Origin of the sequence: Bradyrhizobium sp. IC3123 (assembly GCF_020193625.1) — a bacterium.
Taxonomy (GTDB): domain Bacteria; phylum Pseudomonadota; class Alphaproteobacteria; order Rhizobiales; family Xanthobacteraceae; genus Bradyrhizobium; species Bradyrhizobium yuanmingense.
Genome location: NZ_JADYVF010000005.1, coordinates 135,228 through 158,721, shown reverse-complemented (window position 1 = coordinate 158,721; position 23,494 = coordinate 135,228). Strand labels below are relative to the sequence as shown.

General features: G+C 65.0%; 16 protein-coding genes and 1 pseudogene. 8 read left to right on the top strand and 9 right to left on the bottom strand.

The features are described 5' to 3' along the window. Positions 1-64: 64 nt before the first annotated feature. Positions 65-1,456: an aminobacteriohopanetriol synthase HpnO gene (gene hpnO, locus I6F20_RS18345; RefSeq protein ID WP_225127270.1), complete on the top strand. Its 1,392-nt coding sequence runs from the start codon at positions 65-67 to the stop codon at positions 1,454-1,456. Positions 1,457-1,494: 38 nt separating this feature from the next. On the opposite strand, the gene I6F20_RS18340 is transcribed toward hpnO, so the two are convergent. Together I6F20_RS18340 and I6F20_RS18335 are read right to left on the bottom strand one after the other, a co-directional pair. Continuing rightward, positions 1,495-2,376, bottom strand: coding sequence for an alpha/beta fold hydrolase (locus tag I6F20_RS18340; protein ID WP_036023102.1), 882 nt, complete (start codon positions 2,374-2,376; stop codon positions 1,495-1,497). 13 nt (positions 2,377-2,389) lie between these two features. After that, positions 2,390-4,009: a GMC family oxidoreductase gene (locus I6F20_RS18335; RefSeq protein ID WP_225127268.1), complete on the bottom strand. Its 1,620-nt coding sequence runs from the start codon at positions 4,007-4,009 to the stop codon at positions 2,390-2,392. 171 nt (positions 4,010-4,180) lie between these two features. Here I6F20_RS18335 and I6F20_RS18330 point away from each other — a divergent pair, with 171 nt between their 5' ends. After that, a complete protein-coding gene (locus I6F20_RS18330; protein WP_036006072.1) occupies positions 4,181-5,353 on the top strand; it encodes a M20 aminoacylase family protein in 1,173 nt (390 codons plus the stop codon). A gap of 105 nt (positions 5,354-5,458) precedes the next feature. On the opposite strand, the gene I6F20_RS18325 is transcribed toward I6F20_RS18330, so the two are convergent. Beyond that, positions 5,459-6,901 carry a UdgX family uracil-DNA binding protein gene (locus I6F20_RS18325; RefSeq protein WP_225127266.1) on the bottom strand — a complete coding sequence of 481 codons (1,443 nt, stop codon included), beginning with the start codon at positions 6,899-6,901 and terminating at the stop codon, positions 5,459-5,461. Next, the gene (locus I6F20_RS18320) at positions 6,901-8,136 is read right to left on the bottom strand and encodes a putative DNA modification/repair radical SAM protein (protein ID WP_225127265.1); all 1,236 of its coding nucleotides are present in this window, start codon (positions 8,134-8,136) and stop codon (positions 6,901-6,903) included. Before I6F20_RS18320 ends, I6F20_RS18325 begins: the two co-directional genes overlap by 1 nt. A gap of 162 nt (positions 8,137-8,298) precedes the next feature. Here I6F20_RS18320 and I6F20_RS18315 point away from each other — a divergent pair, with 162 nt between their 5' ends. The 3 genes from I6F20_RS18315 to I6F20_RS18305 are packed head-to-tail and all read left to right on the top strand — an operon-like array spanning position 8,299 to position 14,040. Then, the gene (locus I6F20_RS18315; protein WP_225127263.1) at positions 8,299-9,087 is read left to right on the top strand and encodes an ImuA family protein; all 789 of its coding nucleotides are present in this window, start codon (positions 8,299-8,301) and stop codon (positions 9,085-9,087) included. After that, complete coding sequence (locus I6F20_RS18310) at positions 8,984-10,579, top strand: Y-family DNA polymerase (protein ID WP_225127261.1); 1,596 nt, start codon at positions 8,984-8,986, stop codon at positions 10,577-10,579. Before I6F20_RS18315 ends, I6F20_RS18310 begins: the two co-directional genes overlap by 104 nt. Next, positions 10,576-14,040, top strand: coding sequence for an error-prone DNA polymerase (locus I6F20_RS18305; RefSeq protein WP_225127259.1), 3,465 nt, complete (start codon positions 10,576-10,578; stop codon positions 14,038-14,040). Before I6F20_RS18310 ends, I6F20_RS18305 begins: the two co-directional genes overlap by 4 nt. Before the next feature lie 166 nt (positions 14,041-14,206). Here the strand turns inward: I6F20_RS18305 and I6F20_RS18300 are convergent, their stop codons facing one another. Both I6F20_RS18300 and I6F20_RS18295 read right to left on the bottom strand, forming a co-directional pair. After that, entirely contained in the window at positions 14,207-14,977 is a 771-nt protein-coding gene (locus tag I6F20_RS18300) for an SDR family NAD(P)-dependent oxidoreductase (protein ID WP_225127257.1), read from the bottom strand. 200 nt (positions 14,978-15,177) lie between these two features. Continuing rightward, on the bottom strand, positions 15,178-15,465 hold the full coding sequence (locus I6F20_RS18295) for a hypothetical protein (protein WP_036006055.1): 288 nt from the start codon (positions 15,463-15,465) through the stop codon (positions 15,178-15,180). Positions 15,466-15,555: 90 nt separating this feature from the next. Here I6F20_RS18295 and I6F20_RS18290 point away from each other — a divergent pair. The 3 genes and pseudogenes from I6F20_RS18290 to I6F20_RS18280 all read left to right on the top strand — a co-directional run. Next, positions 15,556-15,771 (top strand): annotated as a pseudogene (locus I6F20_RS18290) (CoA transferase); the annotation flags it as partial. Positions 15,772-15,916: 145 nt separating this feature from the next. Continuing rightward, positions 15,917-17,167, top strand: coding sequence for an efflux RND transporter periplasmic adaptor subunit (locus I6F20_RS18285; RefSeq protein ID WP_225127255.1), 1,251 nt, complete (start codon positions 15,917-15,919; stop codon positions 17,165-17,167). Positions 17,168-17,196: 29 nt separating this feature from the next. Next, entirely contained in the window at positions 17,197-20,313 is a 3,117-nt protein-coding gene (locus I6F20_RS18280; RefSeq protein WP_225127253.1) for an efflux RND transporter permease subunit, read from the top strand. A 3-nt stretch (positions 20,314-20,316) separates the two neighbouring features. Here the strand turns inward: I6F20_RS18280 and I6F20_RS18275 are convergent, their stop codons facing one another. Genes I6F20_RS18275 through I6F20_RS18265 form a run of 3 tightly spaced genes read right to left on the bottom strand, consistent with a single transcriptional unit; the run spans position 20,317 to position 23,345 of the window. Continuing rightward, the gene (locus tag I6F20_RS18275) at positions 20,317-21,279 is read right to left on the bottom strand and encodes an amidohydrolase family protein (protein WP_225127251.1); all 963 of its coding nucleotides are present in this window, start codon (positions 21,277-21,279) and stop codon (positions 20,317-20,319) included. Between the two features lie 52 nt (positions 21,280-21,331). After that, positions 21,332-21,889, bottom strand: coding sequence for a P-loop NTPase family protein (locus I6F20_RS18270; protein ID WP_225127250.1), 558 nt, complete (start codon positions 21,887-21,889; stop codon positions 21,332-21,334). A gap of 25 nt (positions 21,890-21,914) precedes the next feature. After that, positions 21,915-23,345, bottom strand: coding sequence for a TolC family outer membrane protein (locus I6F20_RS18265; RefSeq protein WP_085972056.1), 1,431 nt, complete (start codon positions 23,343-23,345; stop codon positions 21,915-21,917). Positions 23,346-23,494 lie beyond the last annotated feature (149 nt).

Sequence of the window (23,494 nt, the reverse complement as noted above, 5' to 3'; positions counted from 1 at the left end):
GACCGTTTTCAGTAACGGTCCGTTTTCAGTTGACGAGACGGCCCTCAACCGAAGTATGTAGCGGATGCACAGCCCAAATCCAGACATGTCTCAGCTATTCGCGGACCGTCAGGCCCAGCGCAGCACCCTGCATAACCGGTATCTGAACGAGCAGTTCGTCCGGGTTCTCAAGACCATCGGCTACGATGTCGGCTTTCAGAAGGGGCATGGGCAGTATCTCTACGACCGTGAGGGCGCGCGCTATCTCGACCTGTTGTCCGGCTTCGGCGTGTTTGCGATCGGGCGCAATCATCCGGTCATGCGCGAGGCGCTCAAGAGCGTGCTCGATGCCGACCTGCCCAACCTCGTCCAATTCGACGTCTCGACGCTCGCAGGTGTGCTGGCTGAGCGCCTCCTGAAATACGTTCCCTATCTCGACAAGGCGTTCTTCGCCAATTCAGGCGCCGAATGCGTCGAGGCCGCGATCAAGTTCGCGCGCGGCGCGACGGGGCGTCCCGGCATCGTCTATTGCGCGCACGGCTATCACGGACTGACCTACGGCGCGCTGTCGCTGACCGGCGATGCCAATTTCCGCACCGGCTTCGAGCCGCTGCTGCCGGGCTGCACCGCGATCCCGTTCAACGACCTGGCGGCGCTGGAAAAGGCGCTGGCCTCGCGCGAGGTCGCAGCCTTCGTGGTCGAGCCGATCCAGGGCAAGGGCGTCAACATGCCCACTGACGATTTCCTGCCCGGCGCGGCCGCGCTCTGCAAGAAATACGGCACGCTGTTCGTCGCCGACGAGATCCAGACCGGCATGGGCCGCACCGGCCGCTTCCTCGCGGTCGAGCACTGGAACGTCGAGCCCGACATGGTGCTGCTGTCGAAGTCGCTGTCGGGCGGCCACGTGCCGGTCGGCGCCGTGCTGACGCGCAAGAGCATCTTCGACAAGATCTTCAACCAGATGGACCGCGCGGTGGTGCACGGCTCCACCTTCTCCAAGAACGACCTCGCGATGGCCGCGGGCATAGCCACGCTCGACGTCATGGAATCGGAGAAGCTGATCGATGCGGCCGCCAAGCGCGGCGCCGAGCTGCGCCTCGCGCTGACGCGCATGGTGCCAGGCTACGAGCTGCTCAAGGAAGTCCGCGGCAAGGGCTTGATGATCGGTATCGAATTCGGCCCCCCGAAGTCGCTGCGCCTGCGGGCCTCCTGGAACGTGCTGGAGACCGCCAACAAGGGCTTGTTCTGCCAGCTCATCACCGTGCCGCTGTTCAAGGATCACAAGATCCTCACGCAAGTCGCCGGCCACGGCAGCCACACCATCAAGCTCTTGCCGCCGCTCACGATCACCGAGGAAGACTGCGCCTGGATCGAGCGCGCCTTCGACGACGTCATCGCCGGCAGCCACAAGGTCCCCGGTGCGATCTGGTCGCTCGGCAAGACGCTGGTGGACAACGCGGTGCGCAGGTCGGCTTAGAGACGTTCGCTCAGGCCGCCTCGGTCCGCGGCCGAACCTTATTTGGCAAACTCGCGCACGGCTTCCACCACGTGCTCCGGCACTTCCTGCGCGACGCAGTGGCCGGCATTCTCGAAAACCCGTGTGGTCACACCCGGGATCAGCGACACAGCGCGTCGCGCCATCTCCTTGTAGATTGGACCCGACTTCGCCGCTGTCGTGACGCGCACCGGGCAGTCGATCTCGCTGAGCATCGCGAACGGATTGCCGCGGGCATCCCCAATGTAGACCTGCTCCATCGCCTCGTAGATGGGAAGCAAGATCGCGGCTTCGATTTTGGGCGTGCAGCAGAGCCGGACGCGGCCGTCATCCAGGGGCGCGAAGCCGTGGCGCACATACGTCCGTAGCGAGGTTTCGGTCCAATCCGCAAACGCCGGTGCTGCGCGGTAACGTTCGAACACTGCGTCGGGACTGTCGAACTCGGCGCGTCGGCGTAGCGTGCCCTGCACGCGGGCGAGCGATTCTTCGCTCAATCCTCCGGAGCGCGCCGCGCGCGGGTCCATGACGGTCGGCTCCATCACGAACAGGCGTGCGAAGCGACCGGGCAGGAGTTTCGCCGCGAGAAGGAGATCGGTCGCACCCGCGCTGTGGCCGATCCCGTAGATGTCGCGGAGATCGAGCGTATCGACCACCCGGCAGATGTCGTCGGCGTAATCAAGGAAGTGATAGGCGCCGGGTTTGTGGCTTGCGCCATGACCGCGTCGGTCGAGGGCATAGACGGTGTAGGTCGATGCGAGCTCGCGCGCGACCTCGTGCCAGACGTCGGCGACGAAGCCGGTGCCGTGTACGAGCAGGGCAGGCGGCTTGCCGCTGTCGCCCCATTGCAGCATGGCGATCTCTGCGTCGGCGGGACCGATTGAGAAACGGTGCGGATCGATCATGAGCGATGGGATGCTACTTCGCATCCTCCAGAATCATCGTGGCGCCCTTCTCAGCGATCATCGCGGTCGGCGTGTTGGTGTTGCCCGAGGTGATCGTCGGCATGATCGAGGCATCGACGATGCGCAGGCCGTCGAGGCCGTAGAATCGCAACCGCTCGTCCACGACCGCCATTGGATCGTTCGCCGTGCCCATCTTCGCGGTGCCGACGGGATGGAAGATGGTGGTGCCGATGTCGCCGGCGGCTTTTGCGAGGGAGGCATCGTCGTCGCCGACGGAGGGGCCGGGCAGATATTCGCTGGGGCGATATTTGGCCAGCGCTTTCTGCTGCATCAGGCGCCGCGTGGTGCGAATGGCGTCGGCGGCGACCTGGCGGTCGTCGTCGGTCGACAGGTAATTTGGCGCGATGATCGGCTTCTCGTCAGGCGCTGTCGCGCGCAACCGCACGGTGCCGCGCGAGGTCGGCTGCAGATTGCACGCGCTCACCGTGATCGCAGGGAAACGGTGCAGGGGATCGCCGAACTTGTCGAGCGAGAGCGGCTGCACGTGGAATTGGATGTTGGCGCGGGCGCGCGTCGCATCGGAGCGCGTGAAGATGCCGAGCTGCGACGGCGCCATGGTGAGAGGGCCGCGGCGGCGGAAAGCGTAGTCGAGCCCCATCAGGCCGCGGCGCAACAGATTGTAATAGGTCTCGTTCAGCGTGCGCACGCCCTCGACCTTGTAGATCGCGCGCTGCTGCAGGTGATCCTGCAGATTGCGCCCGACGCCGGGCTTGTCCATGACGATGTCGATGCCGAGCGGCGACAGCCAGTCGGCCGGTCCAATGCCGGAGCGATGCAGCACCTGCACCGAGCCGATCGAGCCTGCCGAGAGCACCACCTCGCGCTTTGCGCGCGCCTCGATGATCTCGCCGTTCAGGATGAAGCGCACGCCGACGGCGCGGCCCTGCTCGATGATGAGGCGGTCGACCAGCACGTGCTTCTCGAGCCGCAGATTGGGGCGCCTCAAGGCCGGCTTGAGGAAGCCGCGCGCCGAGGACCAGCGCCGGCCGCGCTTCTGGTTGACGTGGAAATAGCTGGTGCCTTCGTTGTCGCCGGTGTTGAAATCCGGGATGCGCTTGATGCCCATCTCCTCGGCGGCGTCACCGACCGCGTCGAGAATGGCCCATGACAGCCGCGGCGCTTCGATACGCCAGCCACCGCCGGCGCCGTGATGCTCGCTGGCGCCGAGGAAGTGGTCCTCGAGGCGCTTGAACAACGGCAGCACGTCGTCATAGCCCCAGCCGGTCAGGCCAAGCTGGCGCCAATGATCGTAGTCGGCAGCCTGTCCGCGCATCGAGATCATGGCGTTGATCGCCGAGCAGCCGCCGATCACCTTGCCGCGCGGATAGGCCAGCGAGCGGCCGTTCAGGCCGGGCTCGGCCTCGGTCTTGAACATCCAGTCCGAACGCGGATTGCCGATGGCGAAGAGATAGCCGACCGGGATATGGAACCAGATCCAGTTGTCGTCGCCACCAGCTTCAAGGATGAGAACGCGGTTGCCTGGGACAGCCGACAGCCGGTTGGCGACGATGCAGCCCGCGGTGCCGGCTCCGACGACAATGTAGTCAAACTCACCTTCAAGTCGCCTCGGCATTCTGCTTCCACCCGGATGGTCTCTTTGCTTTCCGTTAATAGGCAGACGCAGCCGACCGGGACAAGCCCGGCCATGCCGGGTGAACAGGGCTAGACCCCGATTGCCGGCGGTTGGGTGGACCGACGCTTGCATGGTAGACAGACCTGCATTTCCAACAGTTCGAGACCTTCCATGCCCATCGTGAACCGCGTCGCCGACCTTCAACCCGATATCCAGGCCTGGCGGCGGGACATCCATCAGCACCCCGAGCTGTTGTACGATGTCCACCGCACCGCAGCATTCGTTGCTGACCGGTTGCGGGAGTTCGGCTGCGACGAAGTCGTGACCGGTCTCGGCCAGACCGGCGTCGTCGGCGTAATCAAGGGCAACAAGCCAACCGGCGAGGGGCTCAAGGTGATCGGCATGCGTGCCGACATGGACGCGCTGCCGGTCGAGGAGCAGACCAATCTGCCTTACGCCTCCAAGATCCCCGGCAAGATGCACGCCTGCGGCCATGACGGCCACACCGCGATGCTGCTCGGCGCGGCCCGCTATCTCGCCGAGACGCGCAATTTCGCCGGCGATGCCGTGGTGATCTTCCAGCCCGCCGAGGAGGGTGGCGCCGGCGGCGCGGCCATGGTCAAGGACGGCCTGATGGAGCGGTTCGGCATCGAACAGGTCTATGGCATGCACAACGGCCCGGGCATCCCGGTCGGCTCGTTCGCGATCAGGCCAGGCCCCATCATGGCGGCGACCGACGAGGTCGACATCATGATCGAGGGCGTCGGCGGCCACGCCGCGCGTCCACACAAATGCATCGATTCCGTGCTGGTCGGCGCGCAGGTGATCACGGCCCTGCAGTCGATCGTCTCGCGCAGCGTCGATCCCCTGGAATCGGCGGTCGTATCGATTTGCGAATTCCACGCCGGCAACGCCCGCAACGTCATTCCGCAGACCGCGACCCTGAGAGGCACTATCCGCACGCTGTCGCCTGAGGTGCGCAAGCTGGTCGAGAAGCGCGTGCATGAGGTCGTGGCGGGCATGGCGCAGATCACGGGCGCCAAGATCGACCTGCACTACAAGCGCAATTACCCGGTCGTGAACAATCATGCGGCGGAGACCGAAGTGGCACGGCGCGTCGCCACGCAAGTCGCGGGCGAGGCCCATGTCCACGAGATGGCGCCGCTGATGGGCGGCGAGGATTTCGCCTACATGCTGGAAGCGCGGCCCGGGGCCTTCATCTTCTGCGGCAACGGCGACAGCGCCGGCCTGCATCACCCCGCCTACAATTTCAACGACGAGGCGATCGTCTACGGCACGTCCTATTGGGTGAAGCTGGTCGAGGAGCAGCTCGCGGCGTCGTAGGACCGGGTCCGAAGCACAGATGAAAGGGCCCGTGCATTCCACAGGCACTTGTCTATTTGAGAGATCGGATCGTCAACAACGGCGTGAAGCCATTTCCCGCTGTATTCACGCAGCCCGTGCGGCCTTCTTCTGCAGGCCGGCGGCGATCTTCAGATCCTCGACGAAGCGCCGATATTCCAGAACCTTGGCTTCGGGATCCGGCAGCCGCAGCAGATAGGACGGATGCACCGTCACGAGCGCTTTGCGGCCTTCGGGAAGATCGATCAACCGGCCGCGGTTCTTCCCGATGGGGGTGATCTTGCCGAACACGCTTTGCGCGGCGGTGGCGCCCATCGCCACGATGAGATCCGGTTGGATTGTCGAAACTTCCCGCTCATACCATTGCCGGCACGCCCGGATTTCAGGTGTGTTCGGCTTCTGGTGCAGGCGGATCTTTCCGCGCGGCACGAATTTGAAGTGCTTCACCGCGTTGGTGACATAGACCTTCTTGCGGTCGACGCCGGCCTCCTCCAGTGCGCGATCGAGCATTTGCCCGGCCGGGCCGACGAAGGGATGGCCGGCGAGGTCTTCCTTGTCGCCGGGCTGCTCGCCGACCAGCATGATGTTGGCATTCTCAGGCCCTTCGCCGAACACGGTCTGTGTCGCGTCCTTGTAGAGATGGCAGGCGCGGCAATGCGCGGCCTCCTCGCGGAGCGTTTCGAGATCGTCGGCAGTTGACTTGCGTTTCATCGGAGCCTCCGGCCGCTTCTGAGGCTTGTGCGGGTCGGTTGCGGCATTGGCGATCATGGCGCCGGTCATGCGCTCGGCGTCCTCGATCAAGGGCTTAATGATCGAAGCCTCGGGCAGGTTCCTCCAATACTTCTTCGGCATCTCGGCCTGCATCGCCTTCACCTTGAGCCGGGCCGGATTGAAGATGCTGGCATAGTAGCGCCGCCAGGTTTCCTCCAGCCGGTCTTCGCCCGGCGCCTCGCTCTTGCTGACGCCCGGCGTGAACGAGAGCGCATGGCCGTCCCAATGCGCGCAGAGGTCCGGCGTCAGGATCGACCAGGGCATGTCGGCAAAGCGCTTGGCGAAGAACGGCGCGGCGAGCTCGACGACGTGATGCTCCGGCTCGAACCAGGCGACGTAGTGCGCCTGGCGTTCCCGGCCGATCTCGCGGAAGCGCACGAAGGCATGCATCTTGTGCTCGTCGCGATAGACCGCTTTCGCCATGGCCGTGACAAGCGCGACATCGGGGTCGGTCGCGACCTCGATGAGATCGTGATTTTCCTTCAGCCGGAACAGCAAGCGATAGAGGATCGCAAAGCGCTCGCCGTCGCGATGCAGGATCGCCGCCTTGGCAAGCTCGACGAATTTTGCCGAGACGGTGAACGTGCCGTCGTTCACCTCGAGGATCGGAGACGGCGAGGACGGTGCGAACAGCTCGGCTTCGTGGCCCTGCACGGTCCAGGTGACCGCGCCGGGCGGCACGTGATGGAGCACGAGGCTGCGCGCGGCTTTGCGCCAGCCGTCGAAATCGGTTTCGGTGTCGAGCATGATGTACTGCATCAGAAGCCAAATCCCAGTTGCGTTGCTTTCGGCTTGAACCGTTCGATCAACCCGGCGGCATCGAGACGATGCGGTGAGGGGCGGTGATCGCTGAGGACGATGAACGGCAGCGCCTTGTTGCGGGGCACATGCAGCCGCGCGAGATCGGCGAGGCGGATCGTGGTGGTGCGCCGCGTCGCGATGATGCGTTCGACCGTCCTGGTGCCGAAGCCCGGAACGCGCAGCAGCTCCTCGCGGCTGGCGCGGTTGACGTCGAGCGGGAAGCGGTCGCGGTGGCGCAGCGCCCAGGCCAGCTTGGGATCGATGTCGAGCGGCAGCATCGCGCTGTCGTCGACGATTTCGCCAACGTCGAAGCCGTAGAACCGCATCAGCCAGTCGGCCTGGTAGAGCCGGTGCTCGCGCAGCAGCGGCGGCGCGCGCAGGGGCAGCGCGCGGCTGGCATCGGGGATCGGGCTGAAGGCGGAGTAATAGACGCGCCGCAGCCGGTAGGCGCCGTAGAGATTGGCGCTGGTGTGGAGAATGGTGTGATCGGAGGCGCTATCTGCGCCGACGATCATCTGCGTGCTTTGTCCGGCGGGCGCGAAGCGCTGCGGTTTGGCCTTCGTCTTGGCGCTGCGGCTCTCCTCGGCCTCGTCCAGCTTCAGCCGCAGCCGGCCCATGGTGCGGCGGATCGCGCGCACGTCCTTCTCCGGCGCGAATTGCTGCAGGCTCGTCTCCTCAGGCATCTCGATGTTGATCGAAAGGCGGTCGGCATATTTGCCGGCCTCGGCGATCAGCGCGTCGTCGGCCTCGGGAATGGTCTTCAGATGGATGTAGCCGCGGAAATGATGCTCCTCGCGCAGCTTTCGCGCGACGCTCACCACTTGCTCCATCGTGTAATCAGGGCTGCGGATGATGCCGGAGGAGAGGAACAGGCCCTCGATGTAATTGCGCCGGTAGAAGTCGAGCGTGAGCTTGACCAATTCGTCGATGGTGAAGCGGGCGCGTGGGACGTTCGAGGAGGCGCGGTTGACGCAATAGAGGCAATCGTAATTGCAGGCGTTGGTCAGCAGCACCTTGAGCAGGGAGATGCAGCGTCCGTCCGGCGCGTAGGAATGGCAGATGCCCATGCCCGGCGCGGTCGAGCCCATGCCCTTGCCGTCGGTGGAATCCCGCTTCTCGGTGCCGCTGGAGGCGCAGGATGCGTCGTATTTGGCGGCGTCCGCCAGAATCTCCAGCTTGCGTTGTACGTCCATGTTTGAATCTCTTTGATTCCACTCATGAATCTTTGGATGCGCCAATTCGATTGACTCTGCCGGCGCCGTTAGCTTTATATTAGAACATATCATGAACAAATGAGCCAGCCGCTGGTTCTCTTTTTGAGAGCCATCGGCAATCACCTCTGAGGAGCGGCGAGCATGAGCGGCGCACGTATGAGCGCGCTTGCGACCTTGCGTAGCCAGATCGAGCGCATCGAGACGGCGGAGGTCGTGCATCCGCGCGATCGCATCGCGCTCGGCCATGGCGCGGCCGACGCCGCGCTGAAGGGCGGGCTCGCGCGCGCGGCGATCCACGAGGTGTTTTGTGAGGGGCGTCAGGGCGCGGCCGCGACGGGCTTTGTCATGGGCCTTGCGCGACGCGTGAGCGCGTGCCGGCCGCTATTGTGGGTGCGGCAGGATTTTTCGGAGTTCGAAACCGGTGCGTTGTCGATGAGTGGGCTTGCCGAGCTCGGCCTCGATCCGCGCCCTGTGGTGATGGTGCGCGCCGCCGATGTCGAGAGCGCGTTGCGCACCTCGGCCGATGCGCTCGCCTGCGATGCGCTCGGCGCCGTCGTGCTTGAGCTCTGGGGCGAGACCAGGCAGTTCGATCTGGTGGCGAGCCGCAAGCTGACGCTGGCCGCGCAAGGCTCCGGTGTCACCGGCCTCTTGCTGCGGATGGCCGCGCAGCCGCTGCCTTCGACCGCGGAGACACGATGGATGCTGCGTGCGGCGCATTCGCCGCCGGACTCGGTGTGGAGTGCCTGGGGCGCGCCGGTGTTCGATGCCGAGCTCTTGCGCAATCGTCATGGCCCCTGCGGCCGGTGGATCATGGAATGGAATTGTGATGAGTGCCAGTTCAGTGAACCGTCGACGTATCCTCAGCCTGTGGCTGCCGCGCCTGCCCATCGACAGGATCCAGCGGTTCCTTGGCAGCGCCGGGCTGGGTAAAACCAACCATGAGCCGAGCATTGTCGTCATCAAGGACAACAATGCGCTGGTGATCCATGCGCTGGACGAGGCCGCCGAGCGCCTCGGCCTGTATATCGGCCAACCGCTGGCCAATGCGAGGGCGATGTGCCCGGACTTGCGTGTGTTCGACGCCGATACCGTGGCCGATGCGAAGACGCTCAGCGATATCGCCGATTGGTGTGACCGCTTCACGCCGTTGGTGGCGCTCGATCCGCCGCACGGGCTGTTCCTGGACATCACCGGCTGTGCGCATTTGTTCGGCGGCGAGGCCGCGCTGTTGCGGACATTGGTCCGGGCGCTCGACCGGCAAGGCTTTGCCGTCAGCGCGGCGATCGCGGGCACCTCGGTCTGCGCCCGCACGCTGACGCGGCAGGTATCCGGCACCATTGTGGCCGATGGCGGCGAGGCGGAGGCGATCAGGTCGTTTCCAGTCTCCGCGCTCGGTGCGGGTGAAGCCATCACCACCGGCCTGCGCCGTGCCGGGCTGAAGACCATCGGCGACGTCGCCTCGCGCAGCGCCTCCGAGATCACGGCGCGGTTCGGCGCGCGCTTCTCCACGCTGCTCGCCCATGCGCTGGGGCAGGGTGATGCGCCGATCAGCCCGCGCAAACCGCTGCCCGATTACATCGTCGAGAAGCGCTTTGCCGAGCCGATCGCAACCGACACCATGATCGCGATGACGCTGTCGCGGCTCGCCGACACGTTGATCGCGTCCATGGAGAAGCAGGGCAAAGGCGCGCGGCGGCTTGAAGCGGCGTTCTTCCGCACCGATGGTGTGGTGCGTACGATTACGGTCGAGACCGGGCGTCCGGTGACGCGAAGCGCCGTGGTCGACCGCTTGTTCCGCGAGCGGCTCGATGCCCTCGCCGATCCCCTCGATCCCGGTTTCGGCTTCGACATGGTGCGGTTGTCGGCGAGCCGCACCGAGATCGTGGTGCAGGAGCAGCGCGATCTCGATGCCCATGTCCACGACAATGACGAACTCGCGGCGCTGATCGACCGCATCGCCGCGCGGATCGGCGGTAGGCGTGTCGTCGTGCACCTGCCGCAGGATACCCACATCCCCGAAAGCGCGGTGCTGGCCGCATCGGCGCAGCATCATCTCGCTGCTGCCATGCAGGCCGAATGGCCGGCGCGCGTCGCGAGCGAGCCGCCGCTGCGTCCCTTGCGGCTGTTCGACAAGCCGGAGCCGATCAAGGTGCCGTTCGCGACCGTGCCCGATGGCCCGCCGCATCAATTCACCTGGCGGCGGGCACTGCATGCGGTGGTGCGGGTCGAGGGGCCCGAGCGCATCGCGATGGAATGGTGGCGGCAGGACGGCAAGCAGCTGACACGGGATTATTTCCGCATCGAGGATGCCGAGGGCCTGCGCTTCTGGATCTTTCGCGACGGTCTCTATGAAGGCGAGGTGTTCGACGGTGACGGCAAGCCGGCGTCTCCCGGCTGGTATGTGCATGGTCTCTTCGCATGAACAGCCCCGCTTATGCCGAGATCGGCATCACCACCAATTTCTCCTTCCTGCGCGGCGGCTCGGATCCGCGCGCCTATGTGCATCAGGCGAGCGCTTTAGGAATTCCGGTGATCGGCATTGCCGATCACAACACGCTCGCCGGCGTGGTGCGCGCCTGGAACGAGCTCGACAATGACGAGGTGCTGCACAAGCCGAAACTGTTGATCGGCGCCCGCATCGTCTTCATCGACGGCACGCCCGACATCCTGGTCTATCCACGCGATCGCGCGGCCTATGGCCGGCTGTGCCAGCTCCTGACGAGGGGCAAGCGTGGCGATGACATCACGCGGATCGAAAAGGGCGAGTGTCATCTCAGGCTTGACGATCTCCTGGAATTCTCGGAAGGCCAGCTCCTGGTGTTGACGCTGCCGCATCGTCTCGAGCTGGCGCGGGCGCTGGATGTCCTCGCAAAGCTGAAGGCGAGCCGTGCCGAGGGCGTGTGGCTGGCGGCGAGCCTGCTCTATCGCGGCGACGACAAGCGTCGCCTCTTGCGGCTCGATGATCTCGCCGCAAAGGCAAAGGTGCCGCTGCTCGCAACCAATGAGGTGCTGTATCACGATCCCCGCCGCCATCCGCTCCAGGACGTGCTGACCTGCATCCGGGAAAAGACCACGATCGAGGCGATTGGGCGGAAGTTAGAGGCCAATGCCGAGCGCTTCCTGAAGACGCCGCGTGAAATGGCGCGGCTGTTCCGCGATTTTCCCGAGGCGATTGCGCAGACCATGCGCTTTGCGGACGCAATCGAGTTCTCGCTCGATCAGCTGAAGTATCAATATCCCGACGAGCCGGTACCGCCGGGCAAGACCGCGCAGGGGCATCTGGAGGACCTGACCTGGGCAGGCGTCGACAAATATTTCGGCGGCAAGATCGACGACAAGCTGCGCGCGACCCTGAAGAAGGAGCTCGCGCTGATCGCCGAGCTGAAATACGCGCATTACTTTCTCACCGTGCACGATATCGTCCACTACGCGCGCAGCCAGAACATTTTGTGCCAGGGCCGCGGCTCGGCGGCGAACTCGGCCGTGTGCTACGTGCTCGGTATCACCTCGGTCGACCCGACCAAGGTGGACCTCTTGTTCGAGCGCTTCATCTCCAAGGAGCGGCTGGAGCCGCCCGACATCGACGTCGATTTCGAGCATTCGCGCCGCGAGGAGGTGATGCAATATGTCTATCGCCGCTACGGCCGCCACCGCGCCGCGATCATCGCCACCGTCATTCATTATCGCCCGCGCAGCGCCATCCGCGACGTCGGCAAGGCGCTCGGCCTGACCGAGGACGTCACCGCCGCGCTCGCCGACACCGTTTGGGGCAGCTGGGGCAAGGGCCTCAACGACATGCAGGTCCGGCAGGCCGGGCTCGATCCCAGCAATCCCATGATCAACCTCGCGGTCGAGCTTGCGACCGAGTTGATCGAATTCCCGCGCCATCTGTCCCAGCATGTCGGCGGCTATGTGCTGACCCAGGACCGGCTCGACACCTATGTGCCGATCGGCAATGCCGCGATGGACGACCGCACCTTCATCGAATGGGACAAAGATGACGTCGATGCACTGAGCATGATGAAGGTCGACGTGCTGGCGCTGGGCATGCTGACCTGCATCAGGAAATGTTTCGATCTGATCGACCAGCACAAGGGCGAGCGTTTTATGCTGGCGAGCGTCCCGCAGGACGACCCCAGGGTTTACGACATGCTGTGCCGCGGGGAATCGCTCGGCGTGTTCCAGGTCGAGAGCCGCGCCCAGATGAACATGCTGCCGCGGCTGAAGCCGCGCACCTTCTACGATCTCGTCATCGAGGTCGCGATCGTGCGCCCCGGGCCGATCCAGGGCGACATGGTGCATCCTTATTTGCGGCGGCGGAACGGGCTGGAAAAGGTGAGCTATCCGTCTCCGTCGCCGGAGCATGGCGACAAGGACGAACTCTACAAGGTGCTGCACAAGACGCTCGGTGTCCCGCTGTTCCAGGAGCAGGCGATGCGCATTGCGATCGAGGCCGCGCATTTCACCTCCGAGGAAGCCAACGGCCTGCGCCGCTCGATGGCGACCTTCCGCAATGTCGGCACCATCGGCCAATATGAGGAGAAGCTGATCGGCAACATGGTGGCGCGCGGCTACGATCCCAACTTCGCCAAAAGCTGCTTTGACCAGATCAAGGGATTTGGCTCCTACGGCTTTCCGGAGAGCCATGCCGCGAGCTTTGCACAGCTGGTCTACATTTCGTCGTGGCTGAAACACTACCATCCCGACGCCTTCTGCTGCGGTCTGTTGAATTCGCAACCGATGGGCTTTTATGCGCCGGCGCAGATCGTCAGCGACGCCCGCAAGAACGGCGTCGAGGTGCGCGACATCGACGTGTCCTACAGCTTTGCGCAGAACACACTGGAGGAGGGAAGCGGCAAATTCTGCGCCGTGCGCCTCGGCTTTCGCCAGATCGATGGATTCCACTGGCTGGACGAGGATGAGGAGCGCCTGAAGCGCTCTCAGTCGTCATTCCGGGGCGCGCGTAGCGCGAACCCGGAATCCATCGCGCCGCATACGCCTGGCGGAGGAATGGATTCCGGGCTCGACGCTGACGCGTCGCCCCGGAATGACGGTGTCGAGAAAGCCCAGGACTGGGCCGACCGCATCATTGCCGCGCGCAACCGCCGTCCCTTCACCTCGCTGGAGGATTTCGCCCGCGACACCGGTCTGCCCAAGCGCGCGCTGATCCTCTTGGCGGATGCCGATGCGTTCCGCTCGCTCGGGCTCGACCGCCGCGAAGCGCTGTGGCAGGTGCGGCGGCTGCCCGACGACGTGCCGCTACCGCTGTTCGAGGCGGCGACCGCGCGCGAGCAGCCGGACGAAGGCGCAAAACCGCTGCCGGCGATGCCGCGCGCCGAGCAGGTGGTCGCGGACTACCAGACCATCCGGCTGTCGCTGAAGGGCCATCCGATGGAATTCCTGCGCGAGATGTTTACGCGCGAGCGCATCGTGGCCTGCAAGGAGATCAGCCATGAGAACGAGCGGCGCCGCGTCCGCTGCGCCGGTGTGGTCCTGGTGCGGCAGCGGCCGGGCAGCGCCAGCGGCGTCGTGTTCATGACGCTGGAGGACGAAACCGGCATCGCCAATGTCGTGGTCTGGCCCAAGATCATGGAGCAGTACCGGAAAGAAGTGATGGGCGCGCGCCTCATCCTGGTCGAAGGCTACATCCAGAGCAGCCCGGAGAAGGTGACGCATCTCATCGCCCAGCGCATGATCGACCGCTCGCACGATCTGGTCGGATTGGCCAACGATGCGCTCGGCCGCAAGCATCCGCTGCCCGCAGGCGCCACCGTGGTCGAACCGCTGAACGAAGACCCTCGCGCGCTTACGGACATGCCCGCGCAAAAAATCCGTCACCCCCGCAACGTCCGTATCCTGCCGCCCTCGCGGGATTTTCATTGAGCGAGCGCGGGCTACTGCCGACGTTTGTTGCGATGATTGCGCCTCATTCTCAGTCGTCATGCCCGGGCTTGACCCGGGCATCCACGTCTTTCGGAGTGCGCAGCAGTGCGTGGATGGCCGGTCAAGCCCGGCCATGACGGAGGAGAGAGAGCTCGGCAAGCTGCCCTCAAAAATTCACCCTGTTCGAAATCGCGCCGTCCACGACGAAATTCGAACCCGTCGTGAATCCCGACACCGGGCTGGCCAGAAACACCGCCGCGCTCGCGATGTCCTGCGGCGTTGCCATGCGGCCGGTCGGGTTGCGCTTCATCGCGTCCTGGTACCGCTCCGGCATGTTCTTCTCGATCATCTCCCAGACGCCGCCTTTGGAATAGACGGTGCCGGGCGACACGACATTCACGCGGATCTTCTTCTTCGCGTATTGCCGCGCCAGTCCCTTGGCCATGTGGATCAGCGCGGCCTTGATCGGGCCGTAGGAGCTGGCCGTGTCCGCCTGCGCCGCGGAGATCGACGAGATGATCACGAAGGCCGCATCGCCGCTGCCGGCGCCGCTTGTCTCGAGGAACGGTCGGGCGGCGTCGAAGGCGTGCACGGCGCCGAGCACATCGAGCCGAAAGTTCTGCTCCCAGGATGCGGGATCGTGCCCTTGCGCCATTGCGCCGGCATTGGAGAACAGCATGTTGATGCCGCCGAGCTCTTGCGCAGCCGTCTCGATCCAGCTTTTCAGCGCCGCGCCGTCGGTGACGTCGACGGGGCCGCCGGTGGCGCGGATGCCGCCCGCCTTCAGCTCCGCGACGGTGGCCGCAACCTGATCGGCGTTTCGCGCGCACACCGCGACATTGGCGCCTTCGCCGGCCAGCGTCGCCGCAATCGCCCGCCCGATGCCACGCGTGCCGCCGAGCACGACAGCGTTCTTGCCTTTGAGACCGAGATCCATTGTTGGCTCCTTTTTGTTGGTGCTGCGAGTGTAGCTGTTTCGCGAGGCGCCCAGAAGCCTCCCCGTCGTCATTGCGAGCCACCGGATCCGCGCAAAGCGCGGCCCGATGACAGGCTCCGCGAAGCAATCCAGAAATGCATCCGCGGAAGGATCCTGGATTGCTTCGTCGCAAGGGCTCCTCGCAATGACGCGGAGAGACTTCACTCCGGCGCCGCTCCCACCGGCGGGCCGCCGGGCGGGCGGTGCAGGAAGGTCAACGAGGCATAGGCGCCGGCCCAGGAGCCGATTGCGGCAAAGGCAACGTAGAAGACGTTCTCGGTGTAGCTGATCACGGCGTAAGAGGAGAGCAGGTACCAGACCGCGCTCCAGTTCGCCGCCGGGATGCGCTTGCGCGCGATCACGGCCGAGGTGAACATGACATAGACGGCGTCGGTGGCCGCCGTCGCGATGAACACGGCACCTGCGATGAGGGGATCGATGGCGGCCATTGCAATCCTTTCTGCGATCATGACACGGTCGCGAAAAGTACAGCAAATGAGCGGGGAGAGAAGCAGCCATGCAGAGCCCCGCCGACATTCTGGCTGTGGAATCTCGGCCGGCTCGAGGGCGGATTGAATACCCCGGATGTTACGGGAGAGGCCGTACATGCTGCGTTCATAGAGCACATGCAATTTGGCTTCGGCACGTTGAAGGCGGTGCAGCATTCCGCTCGGCTGTCGAAGACGCCGGCGCAATGGAGCCGTCCGGCGATGCCGCTCGGCAGTCATCCGGCACAATGGCCGGGCCGAAGCTGACATGAAGCTGACATGTCGCAAAATTTTAACGCAGACGGAAAGGGCCGACGCGTTTTTTAGGTTGTTTGAAATCCCAATTCGGCACTATTAGCGCGAGCGATGAGGCAATCATTTGCCGAGATCGTCGCAGACACGACCGGGCCCCATGGCAGTTGAGATTACCAAGCGATTGCACGTGATTGCAAAACAACGGGTGATCGCATCCGTAGTTTTACTAGCCCTCGCCGGCGCCGGTGTCGGAGCGTGCGGCTTGTTCTCTTCGGGCCCGAAGGCAAAGAAGCACTCCGAGATCTCCAGCCAGTCGCGCAGGAATGCGCAGACCTTCACGCCGACACCGTCCGAATGGGCGACCCTGACGATCGAGCCGGTCGCCGCCAGGAGCTTCCGGGCCGAGTATGTCACCGAGGGTAAGGTCGCGGTCGACGAGGATCGTTCGACGCCGGTGTTCTCGCCCTATGCAGGCCGTGTCACCAAGCTGCTCGCCAAGCCCGGCGAGACGCTGAAGCAAGGTCAACCGCTGTTTACGATCGAGGCCGCCGACACCGTGCAGGCCCAGAACGATTTCATCGCGGCGATGACCTCGCAGAACAAGGCGAAGTCGGCGCTCGAGCTTTCCGACATCCAGTTCAAGCGCGCCAAGGACCTCTACGAGGGCCATGCCATTCCGCTCAAGGATTACCAGCAGGCGGAAGCGGCCCAGGTGCAGGCGCGCAATGACATGCGCTCCTCTGTGGCGGCGCTGGAAGCCGCGCGCAACAAGCTGCGCATCCTCGGCTTCACCGACGAGGCCACCAAGACGTTCCAGGAAAAGGGCGTCATCGATCGGGAGATCACGATCTACTCGCCGATCTCCGGCACGGTCGTGCAACGCAAGATCGGCCCGGGCCAATACGTCAATTCCGGCGCCAGCGATCCGGTCTTCGTGGTCGGCGACCTCTCCACGGTCTGGCTCACCGCCTTCGTGCGCGAGAGCGATGCGGCCGCGGTGTGCATCGGGCAGGACATCACCGTCAATGTGATGGCGCTGCCGGGCCGTCCGTTCAGCGCCAAGATCAACTACGTTGCTGCCGCGATCGACCCCGCCACCCGCCGCCTGCAGGTCCGCGCCACGATCGACAACAAGGACGGGCTGCTCAAGCCGGAAATGTTCGCGAACGTCACGATCTATTCGGCCGGCGACCGCGCCGCGCCGGCGGTGCCGAAGCATGCGCTGATCTACGAGGCCGACAAGGTCCGCCTCTGGGTCGCGCGCGAGGACAAGTCGGTCGAGCTGCGCCAGATCAAGATCGGTCTCATCAACGGCAACCTCGTCGAGGTCACCAGCAATCTGAAACCCGGCGAGCAGATCGTCACCAAAGGCAGTTTGTTCATCGACCGCGCGGCGTCCGGCAGCTGATCGACGACCCAAGAAAATTGAAGACCTGAATGGATCGTCTCGTTGCCCTTGCCGTCAACCGGCGTTTCCTGATGGTCGGCATGTTCGTCGCCGTGCTGATCGGCGGCTTGATCGCGTTCAACCGGCTCAACATCGAAGCCTATCCCGATCCGACTCCGCCGATGGTCGACATCGTGACGCAGAGCCCGGGCCTGTCGGCGGAAGAGATCGAGCGCTACATCACGATCCCGATCGAGACCCAGGTTGCCGGTCTGAAGAACGTCACGACCATCCGTACCATCTCGCTCTACGGCCTCTCCGACGTCAAGATCCAGTTCTCCTTCGCCTACACCTATGACGAGGCGTTGCAGCAGGTCTTGAACCGCCTGGCTCAGCTTGCGCCGCTGCCCGGCAACGTGCAGCCGCAGATCTCGCCGCTCAGCCCGATCGGCGAGATATTCCGCTACCGTCTCGTCGGGCCGCCGAACTACAGCGTGCTCGACCTCAAGACCATTCAGGACTGGATCCTGCAGCGCCGCTTCCGCGCCGTGCCGGGAGTCATCGACGTCACCGGCTGGGGCGGCAAGAGCAAGACCTACGAGATCCAGGTCGACTTCAACAAGCTGGTCGCTAACGGGTTGACGTTGCCGCAACTGCTGCAGGCGGTCGGCAATTCCAACGTCAATGTCGGCGGTAACACCGTTGATATCGGCCAGCAATCGGCGGTGGTGCGCGGCGTCGGCCTGATCCGCTCGATCGACGACCTCGCCAACACCATGGTGGCGCAGACCGGCGGCAATCCGGTGCTGGTGAGGGACGTCGCCACCGTCACCGTCGGTCAGAAGCCACGTCTCGGTATTGCGGGCCTCGACGATTCCGACGACATCGTGCAGGGCATCGTCCTGATGCGGCGCGGCGAGCAGAGCTCGCCGACCATCAGGCGCGTCCACGAGCTCGTTCAATCCATCAACAACTCCAGCATCCTGCCGCCCGGCGTGCGCATCGAGCGCATCTACGACCGCGGCGACCTGATCGCGCTCACCACCCACACCGTGCTGCACAACATGGTGGTGGGCATCCTGCTGATCGTACTTTTGCAGTGGATATTCCTCGGCGATCTCCGCAGCGCGCTGATAGTCGGCGCCACCATCCCGTTCGCGCTGTTCTTCGCCGTGATCATCCTGGTGCTGCGCGGGGAATCGGCCAACCTTTTGTCGGTCGGCGCGATCGATTTCGGCCTGATCGTGGATGCAACCGTCATCATGGTGGAGGCGATCTTCCGCCGCCTCACGCAAACGACGCCGATCTCGGAATCCGAGCACAGGTCGCCCGAGACTCTGTTCGGCATGAAGAGCCATGCCATTCTCAGCGCGGCCGCCGACGTCTCGCGATCGATCTTCTTTGCCGCGGCGATCATCATCGCGGCGTTCCTGCCGCTGTTCACGCTTTCAGGCGTCGAGGGCAACATCTTCGGGCCGATGGCGCGCACCTATGCCTATGCGCTGGCCGGAGGCCTGCTTGCCACCCTTACCGTGACTCCGGCGCTGTCCGCCATCATCCTGCCGGTGCACGTCCAGGAGACCGAGACCAAGGTGATGCTGATCCTGCACCGGCTCTACATGCCTGTGCTGAATTGGGCGGTCGCCAACCGTAACATTGTTCTCGGCGCCGCGGTCGGTTTGGTGCTGATGACGGTCGCGCTCGCCCGGCTGCTCGGCCTCGAATTCCTGCCGAAGCTGGAGGAGGGTAACCTCTGGATCCGCGCCACGCTGCCGCCGACCATCTCGCTGCAGGAAGGCAACAGCTACGTCAATGAGATGCGCAAGGTGATCCGCGCCCGGCCCGAGGTGGAGTCGGTCGTGTCGCAGCACGGCCGCCCGGACGACGGCACCGACGCCGCAGGCTTTTTCAACGCCGAGTTCTTTGCGCCGCTCAAGCCCGTGAACCAGTGGCCCGGCACCCGCGACAAGGAAGAGCTGACCGCGCAGCTGCTCAAGCAGCTCGACGATCGCTTTCCCGGCGTCGAGTTCAACTTCTCGCAATATCTTCAGGACAACGTTTCCGAAGCCGTCTCCGGGGTGAAGGGCGAGAATTCGATCAAGCTGTTCGGCAGCGACCTCCAGGCGCTCACCGATACCGCCAACAAGATCAAACAGGTGCTGTCGACCGTGCAAGGCGTCACCGACCTTGCGGTGTTCACCTCGCTGGGCCAGCCGACCGTGCAGATCGACATCGACCGCGCCAAGGCGGCGCGCTACGGCCTCGCGCCGGGCGACATCAACGCCACCATCAAGGTTGCGATCGGCGGCGACACCGCCGGCGACCTCTATGAGCCCGGAAGCGACCGCCACTTCCCGATTATCGTGCGCCTCGCGCCGGAATACCGCCGCAGCGCCGAGGCGATCCAGAATTTGCGGATCGGTGCGCCCGGGCCGAACGGCACCGTCACGCAGATCCCCTTAAGCGAGGTCGCGACCATCAGCCTCGTCTCGGGTGCGGCCTACATCTATCGCGAGCAGCAGGAGCGTTATCTGCCGATCAAGTTCTCGGTGCGCGAACGCGATCTCGGCAGCGCGATCCGCGAGGCGCAGGACAAAATCGCCGCGCAGGTGCAGCTGCCGCCGGGCTCGCACATGGAATGGGTCGGCGAGTTCGGCAACCTCCAGGACGCGATCCGGCGGCTCTCGATCGTGGTGCCGATCTCGCTGGCGCTGATCGGCGTGCTGCTCTGGTTTAATTTCGGCTCGATGACCGACACACTGCTCGCGATGAGCGTGATTCCGATGGCGATCTTCGGCGGCGTGCTCGGCCTCTTGATCTCGGGCACCGCGTTCAGCGTCTCCGCGGCGATCGGCTTCATCGCGCTGTTCGGCATCGCGGTGATGGACGGCATCATCATCCTGTCGCAGTTCAACCAGCTGATCGAAGAGGGCATGGACCGCATGAGCGCGGTGGTGCGCACCGGCGAGCTGCAGCTCCGGCCCGTGCTGATGACCTGTGTGGTCGCGGGCGTCGGCCTCCTGCCGGCAGCGCTGTCCGAAGGCATCGGCTCGCAGGTGCAGAAGCCGCTCGCGGTTGTCGTCGTCACCGGCATGATGCTGGCGCCGGTCGTGATTCTGGTGACCTTGCCGGTGCTGATCTCCTTCTTCTCCCGCCGCGCGCGCTGACCGTCAGAACCCGTAGAGCCGCGCCGGATTGTCGACCAGGATCTTCTTGCGCACCTCGGCATCCGGCGCCCACACCGGAAGCTGGTTGAGCAGGCGGCCGTCGTCGATCTGATAGAGCGGCGCGATGTCGGTGGGCTTGCGGCCCTCGACGCGGCTCGAATCCGGATGCGGCCAGTCGGTGCCCCAGACGATGCGGTCAACATTGGCCGCGATCAGCGCGCGGGCATAGGGCACCATGTCCTGATAGTCGGGCGCCAGCTTCGACGAGCGATAGGCGCCCGAGATCTTCACATAGGCCTTGCCGGACTTCACCAGCGCGACGAGGTCGGAGAAGCCCGGCTGCTCCAGCCCGAGCGAAGCGTGAAGGCCGCCGAAATGGTCGAACACGACCGGCACCGGCGCCGTCTCAACGAGGTCCTTGATCGCAGAGATCATGGCCAACGTGGTGTAGAGCTGCACGTGCCAGCCGCGCGCCTTCATGCGCTCGACGGCGGCGGTGAAGCGCGGCCGGCCGATATTGGGGTCATTGACGCCGCCGGTCGCCAGATTGAGGCGGATGCCGCGGAAGCCGTCCTGGTGCATCGTATCGAGCGCGCTCTCTGGCGTCTTGTCGTCGATCACGGCGACGCCGCGCGCGGTTGCGCCGCGCGCCTTCATGCCGAACAGTGTGGAGGAATTGTCGGTGCCGTAGACGCTCGGCGTCACGATCACCACACGCTCGATATGCAGCGCCTTGTGCAGCGCCGCCATTTCTTCCGGCGAAGCCGGTTCCGGCGTATAGACGCGGCCAGTGAAGAACGGAAATTTTTCGACATCGCCGTGAATGTGGGTGTGGCAGTCACAGGCATGCGCCGGCACATCGAAATTGATCGGCGTCGCAGGCTGCGCCGCGCGGGCATGGGCTTTGCTGGTCATGGCTACTCCGGCCGCAAGGGAGGCAAGCAGGACGCTGCGTCGGCTGAGCACGATTTCTCTCCCGGTCTGTTTTTTTATCGGCGAGTGGGAGGAGAATATCACATCAACCGGGCAACCGCTCCGCTTCGCTGCATAGCTGCTCGACAAGCTCCGCAAGCGGACGTGAGCCGTCCACGCGCACGACCGGGCAGGGCAGGCCCGAGAGCCACGCTTCGTGCTTGGCGAGACTGCGGCCTTCGCGATCGCCGGCTTCGTAATGAGAGGCCCATTCGACGAAGTCTTCGGTCTCGCCATGGCGCCAGCCGTCCGGCGCGACGGCATCAGCGCCGAAATGGGCGGCCTCGCGGGCGCGCAGTCGCATCATCCGGATCTCGCGCGGCACGCTCACGAAGACGACCAGGTCGAAGTACGAAACGAGCTCTTCGCCCCAGCCGGTGACGGACCCGCTCAGCACCCAGTCGAGACGTGGCAAGAACATCTCGTGCATCAGGCGCAGGCGGTCGGCGGCCGGGCGGGTCGTCCGATAGGGCGGCACGGTGGGCAGCCAGAAATAGTCGTCGCTGTCGTGATGCGGCAGCGCAAGCTGCCCGGCGAGCGCACGACCGATCGTGGTCACGCCGCAGCCCGAGGCTCCCATCAGATGGATGCGGCGGCTTTTCATCGGCCTCCACCAGAGAGATTTGAGGCTACTGCCCCGACGGCGTGCGCAGGCCGTGCCAAGCGTCGCGGACCTGGTGGTAGTGCACCTCGGGCAGATAATCCGGCGTGTTCAGGTTAAGCGTCTTGACGTCGAGATGGCCGATGGCGCTGAGCAGCGTGTAGGAGGCGATCACGCGGTCGCGTTGCGCGCCGATCAGGCGGGCCTTGGCCTGGATCAGGTCGGCCTGCGAGTTCAAGACGTCCACCGTCGTGCGCTGGCCGCCGGCGGCCTCGCGCTGCACGCCCTGCAGCGCGACGGTGGCCGCCTTCACCTCGGACTCCGAGGCCGAGACCGTGATCTTGGCGCCTTCGTTGGCAACCCAGGCGCTGACCGCCGCCGTACGCGCTTGATTGCGCACCTGGTCGAGCACGAGCCGGCTCTGCGCCGTGATCTCCTTGGCCTGCCGGGTCTGCGCCGCGGCCTGGCCGCCGTCGTAGATCGGCGCGGTGACATTGGCGACGATCGAAGCCTGGTCCTCGGCGAGGGTGCTGAGCGCCGGGTCGTTGTTGCGGCTTTTGCTGGCGCTGCCCTGGATCGTCGCGCTCGGCAGCAGCGTGCCTTCGGCGATGCGGATGTTGGTGGAGGCGACATCGACGTCGAAGCTGGCGGCCATCACCGCCGGATGCTGGCGGATCGCCATCGTCATGGCATCCTCGCGGCTCTTCGGCAGATAGCGGTCGACGGCCTCGGCAGGCCTGAGCTGCGAGGGCGCATTGCCGATCACCTGCGCATAGGTGGCCTGGCTGACCGCAAGCGCGACCTCGGCCGCGTTGAGATCGGCAAGGCCACGATTGAGGCGGGCCTCGGCCTGCGCGGTGTCGGTCGGCGTGACGTCGCCGGCATTGAGCCTGCGCTGGGTGACGGAGAGCGTCTCGCGCAGGAAGGCGACGTTGGAGCGCTGCGCCTCGACCAGCGACTGGTTGGCGAGAACATTGGTGTAGGCGGTGACCGCATCGAGCAGCACGCCCTGGCCGACGTTGCGGAGCGCTTCGCGGCCCGACTGCACCTGGAGCTCGGCGGCCCGCACGCCGTTGGCGGTGCGGAAGCCGTTGAACAGGCTCTGCGTCACGGTGACGCCGATGATCCAGGGCTTCAGATTGCCGGTCTGGATGGTGTTGTCCGGCAACAGATTGCGCACCGATTGCAGGCCGGCGCTGAGGCTCGCCACGATCTGCGGCCGGTAGCCGGCCAGCGCCTGCGGCACGTTCTCGTCGGTGGCGCGCTGGCGCGCACGCTCGGCATTGAGCTGCGGATTGGTCTGATAGGCTTTTGCCAAGGCGTCCGGCAGGGCTTCGGCCCATGCCGCGGAGGGAAGGGCGCACGAGAACGCCAGCGTGGTCCATGTCGCAAGCGCATGACCCGCGCTCGATCGACGTCGCGTCACCCCGCGACCAGCTCTGGCGGTACGCCCAATCATGTAATCTCGCTTAACCCCGGCTGTCCGCCCCCGCCGACGATGGCCTCTTAACTGTTTAGCCAGCCGAGGTCCCGCAGGCAAACTGCCGCGGGCAAAACTCCCATGTATTCCGTGCTTGTTGCAGGCGCGTCACAGGCTGTGCGCGGGAA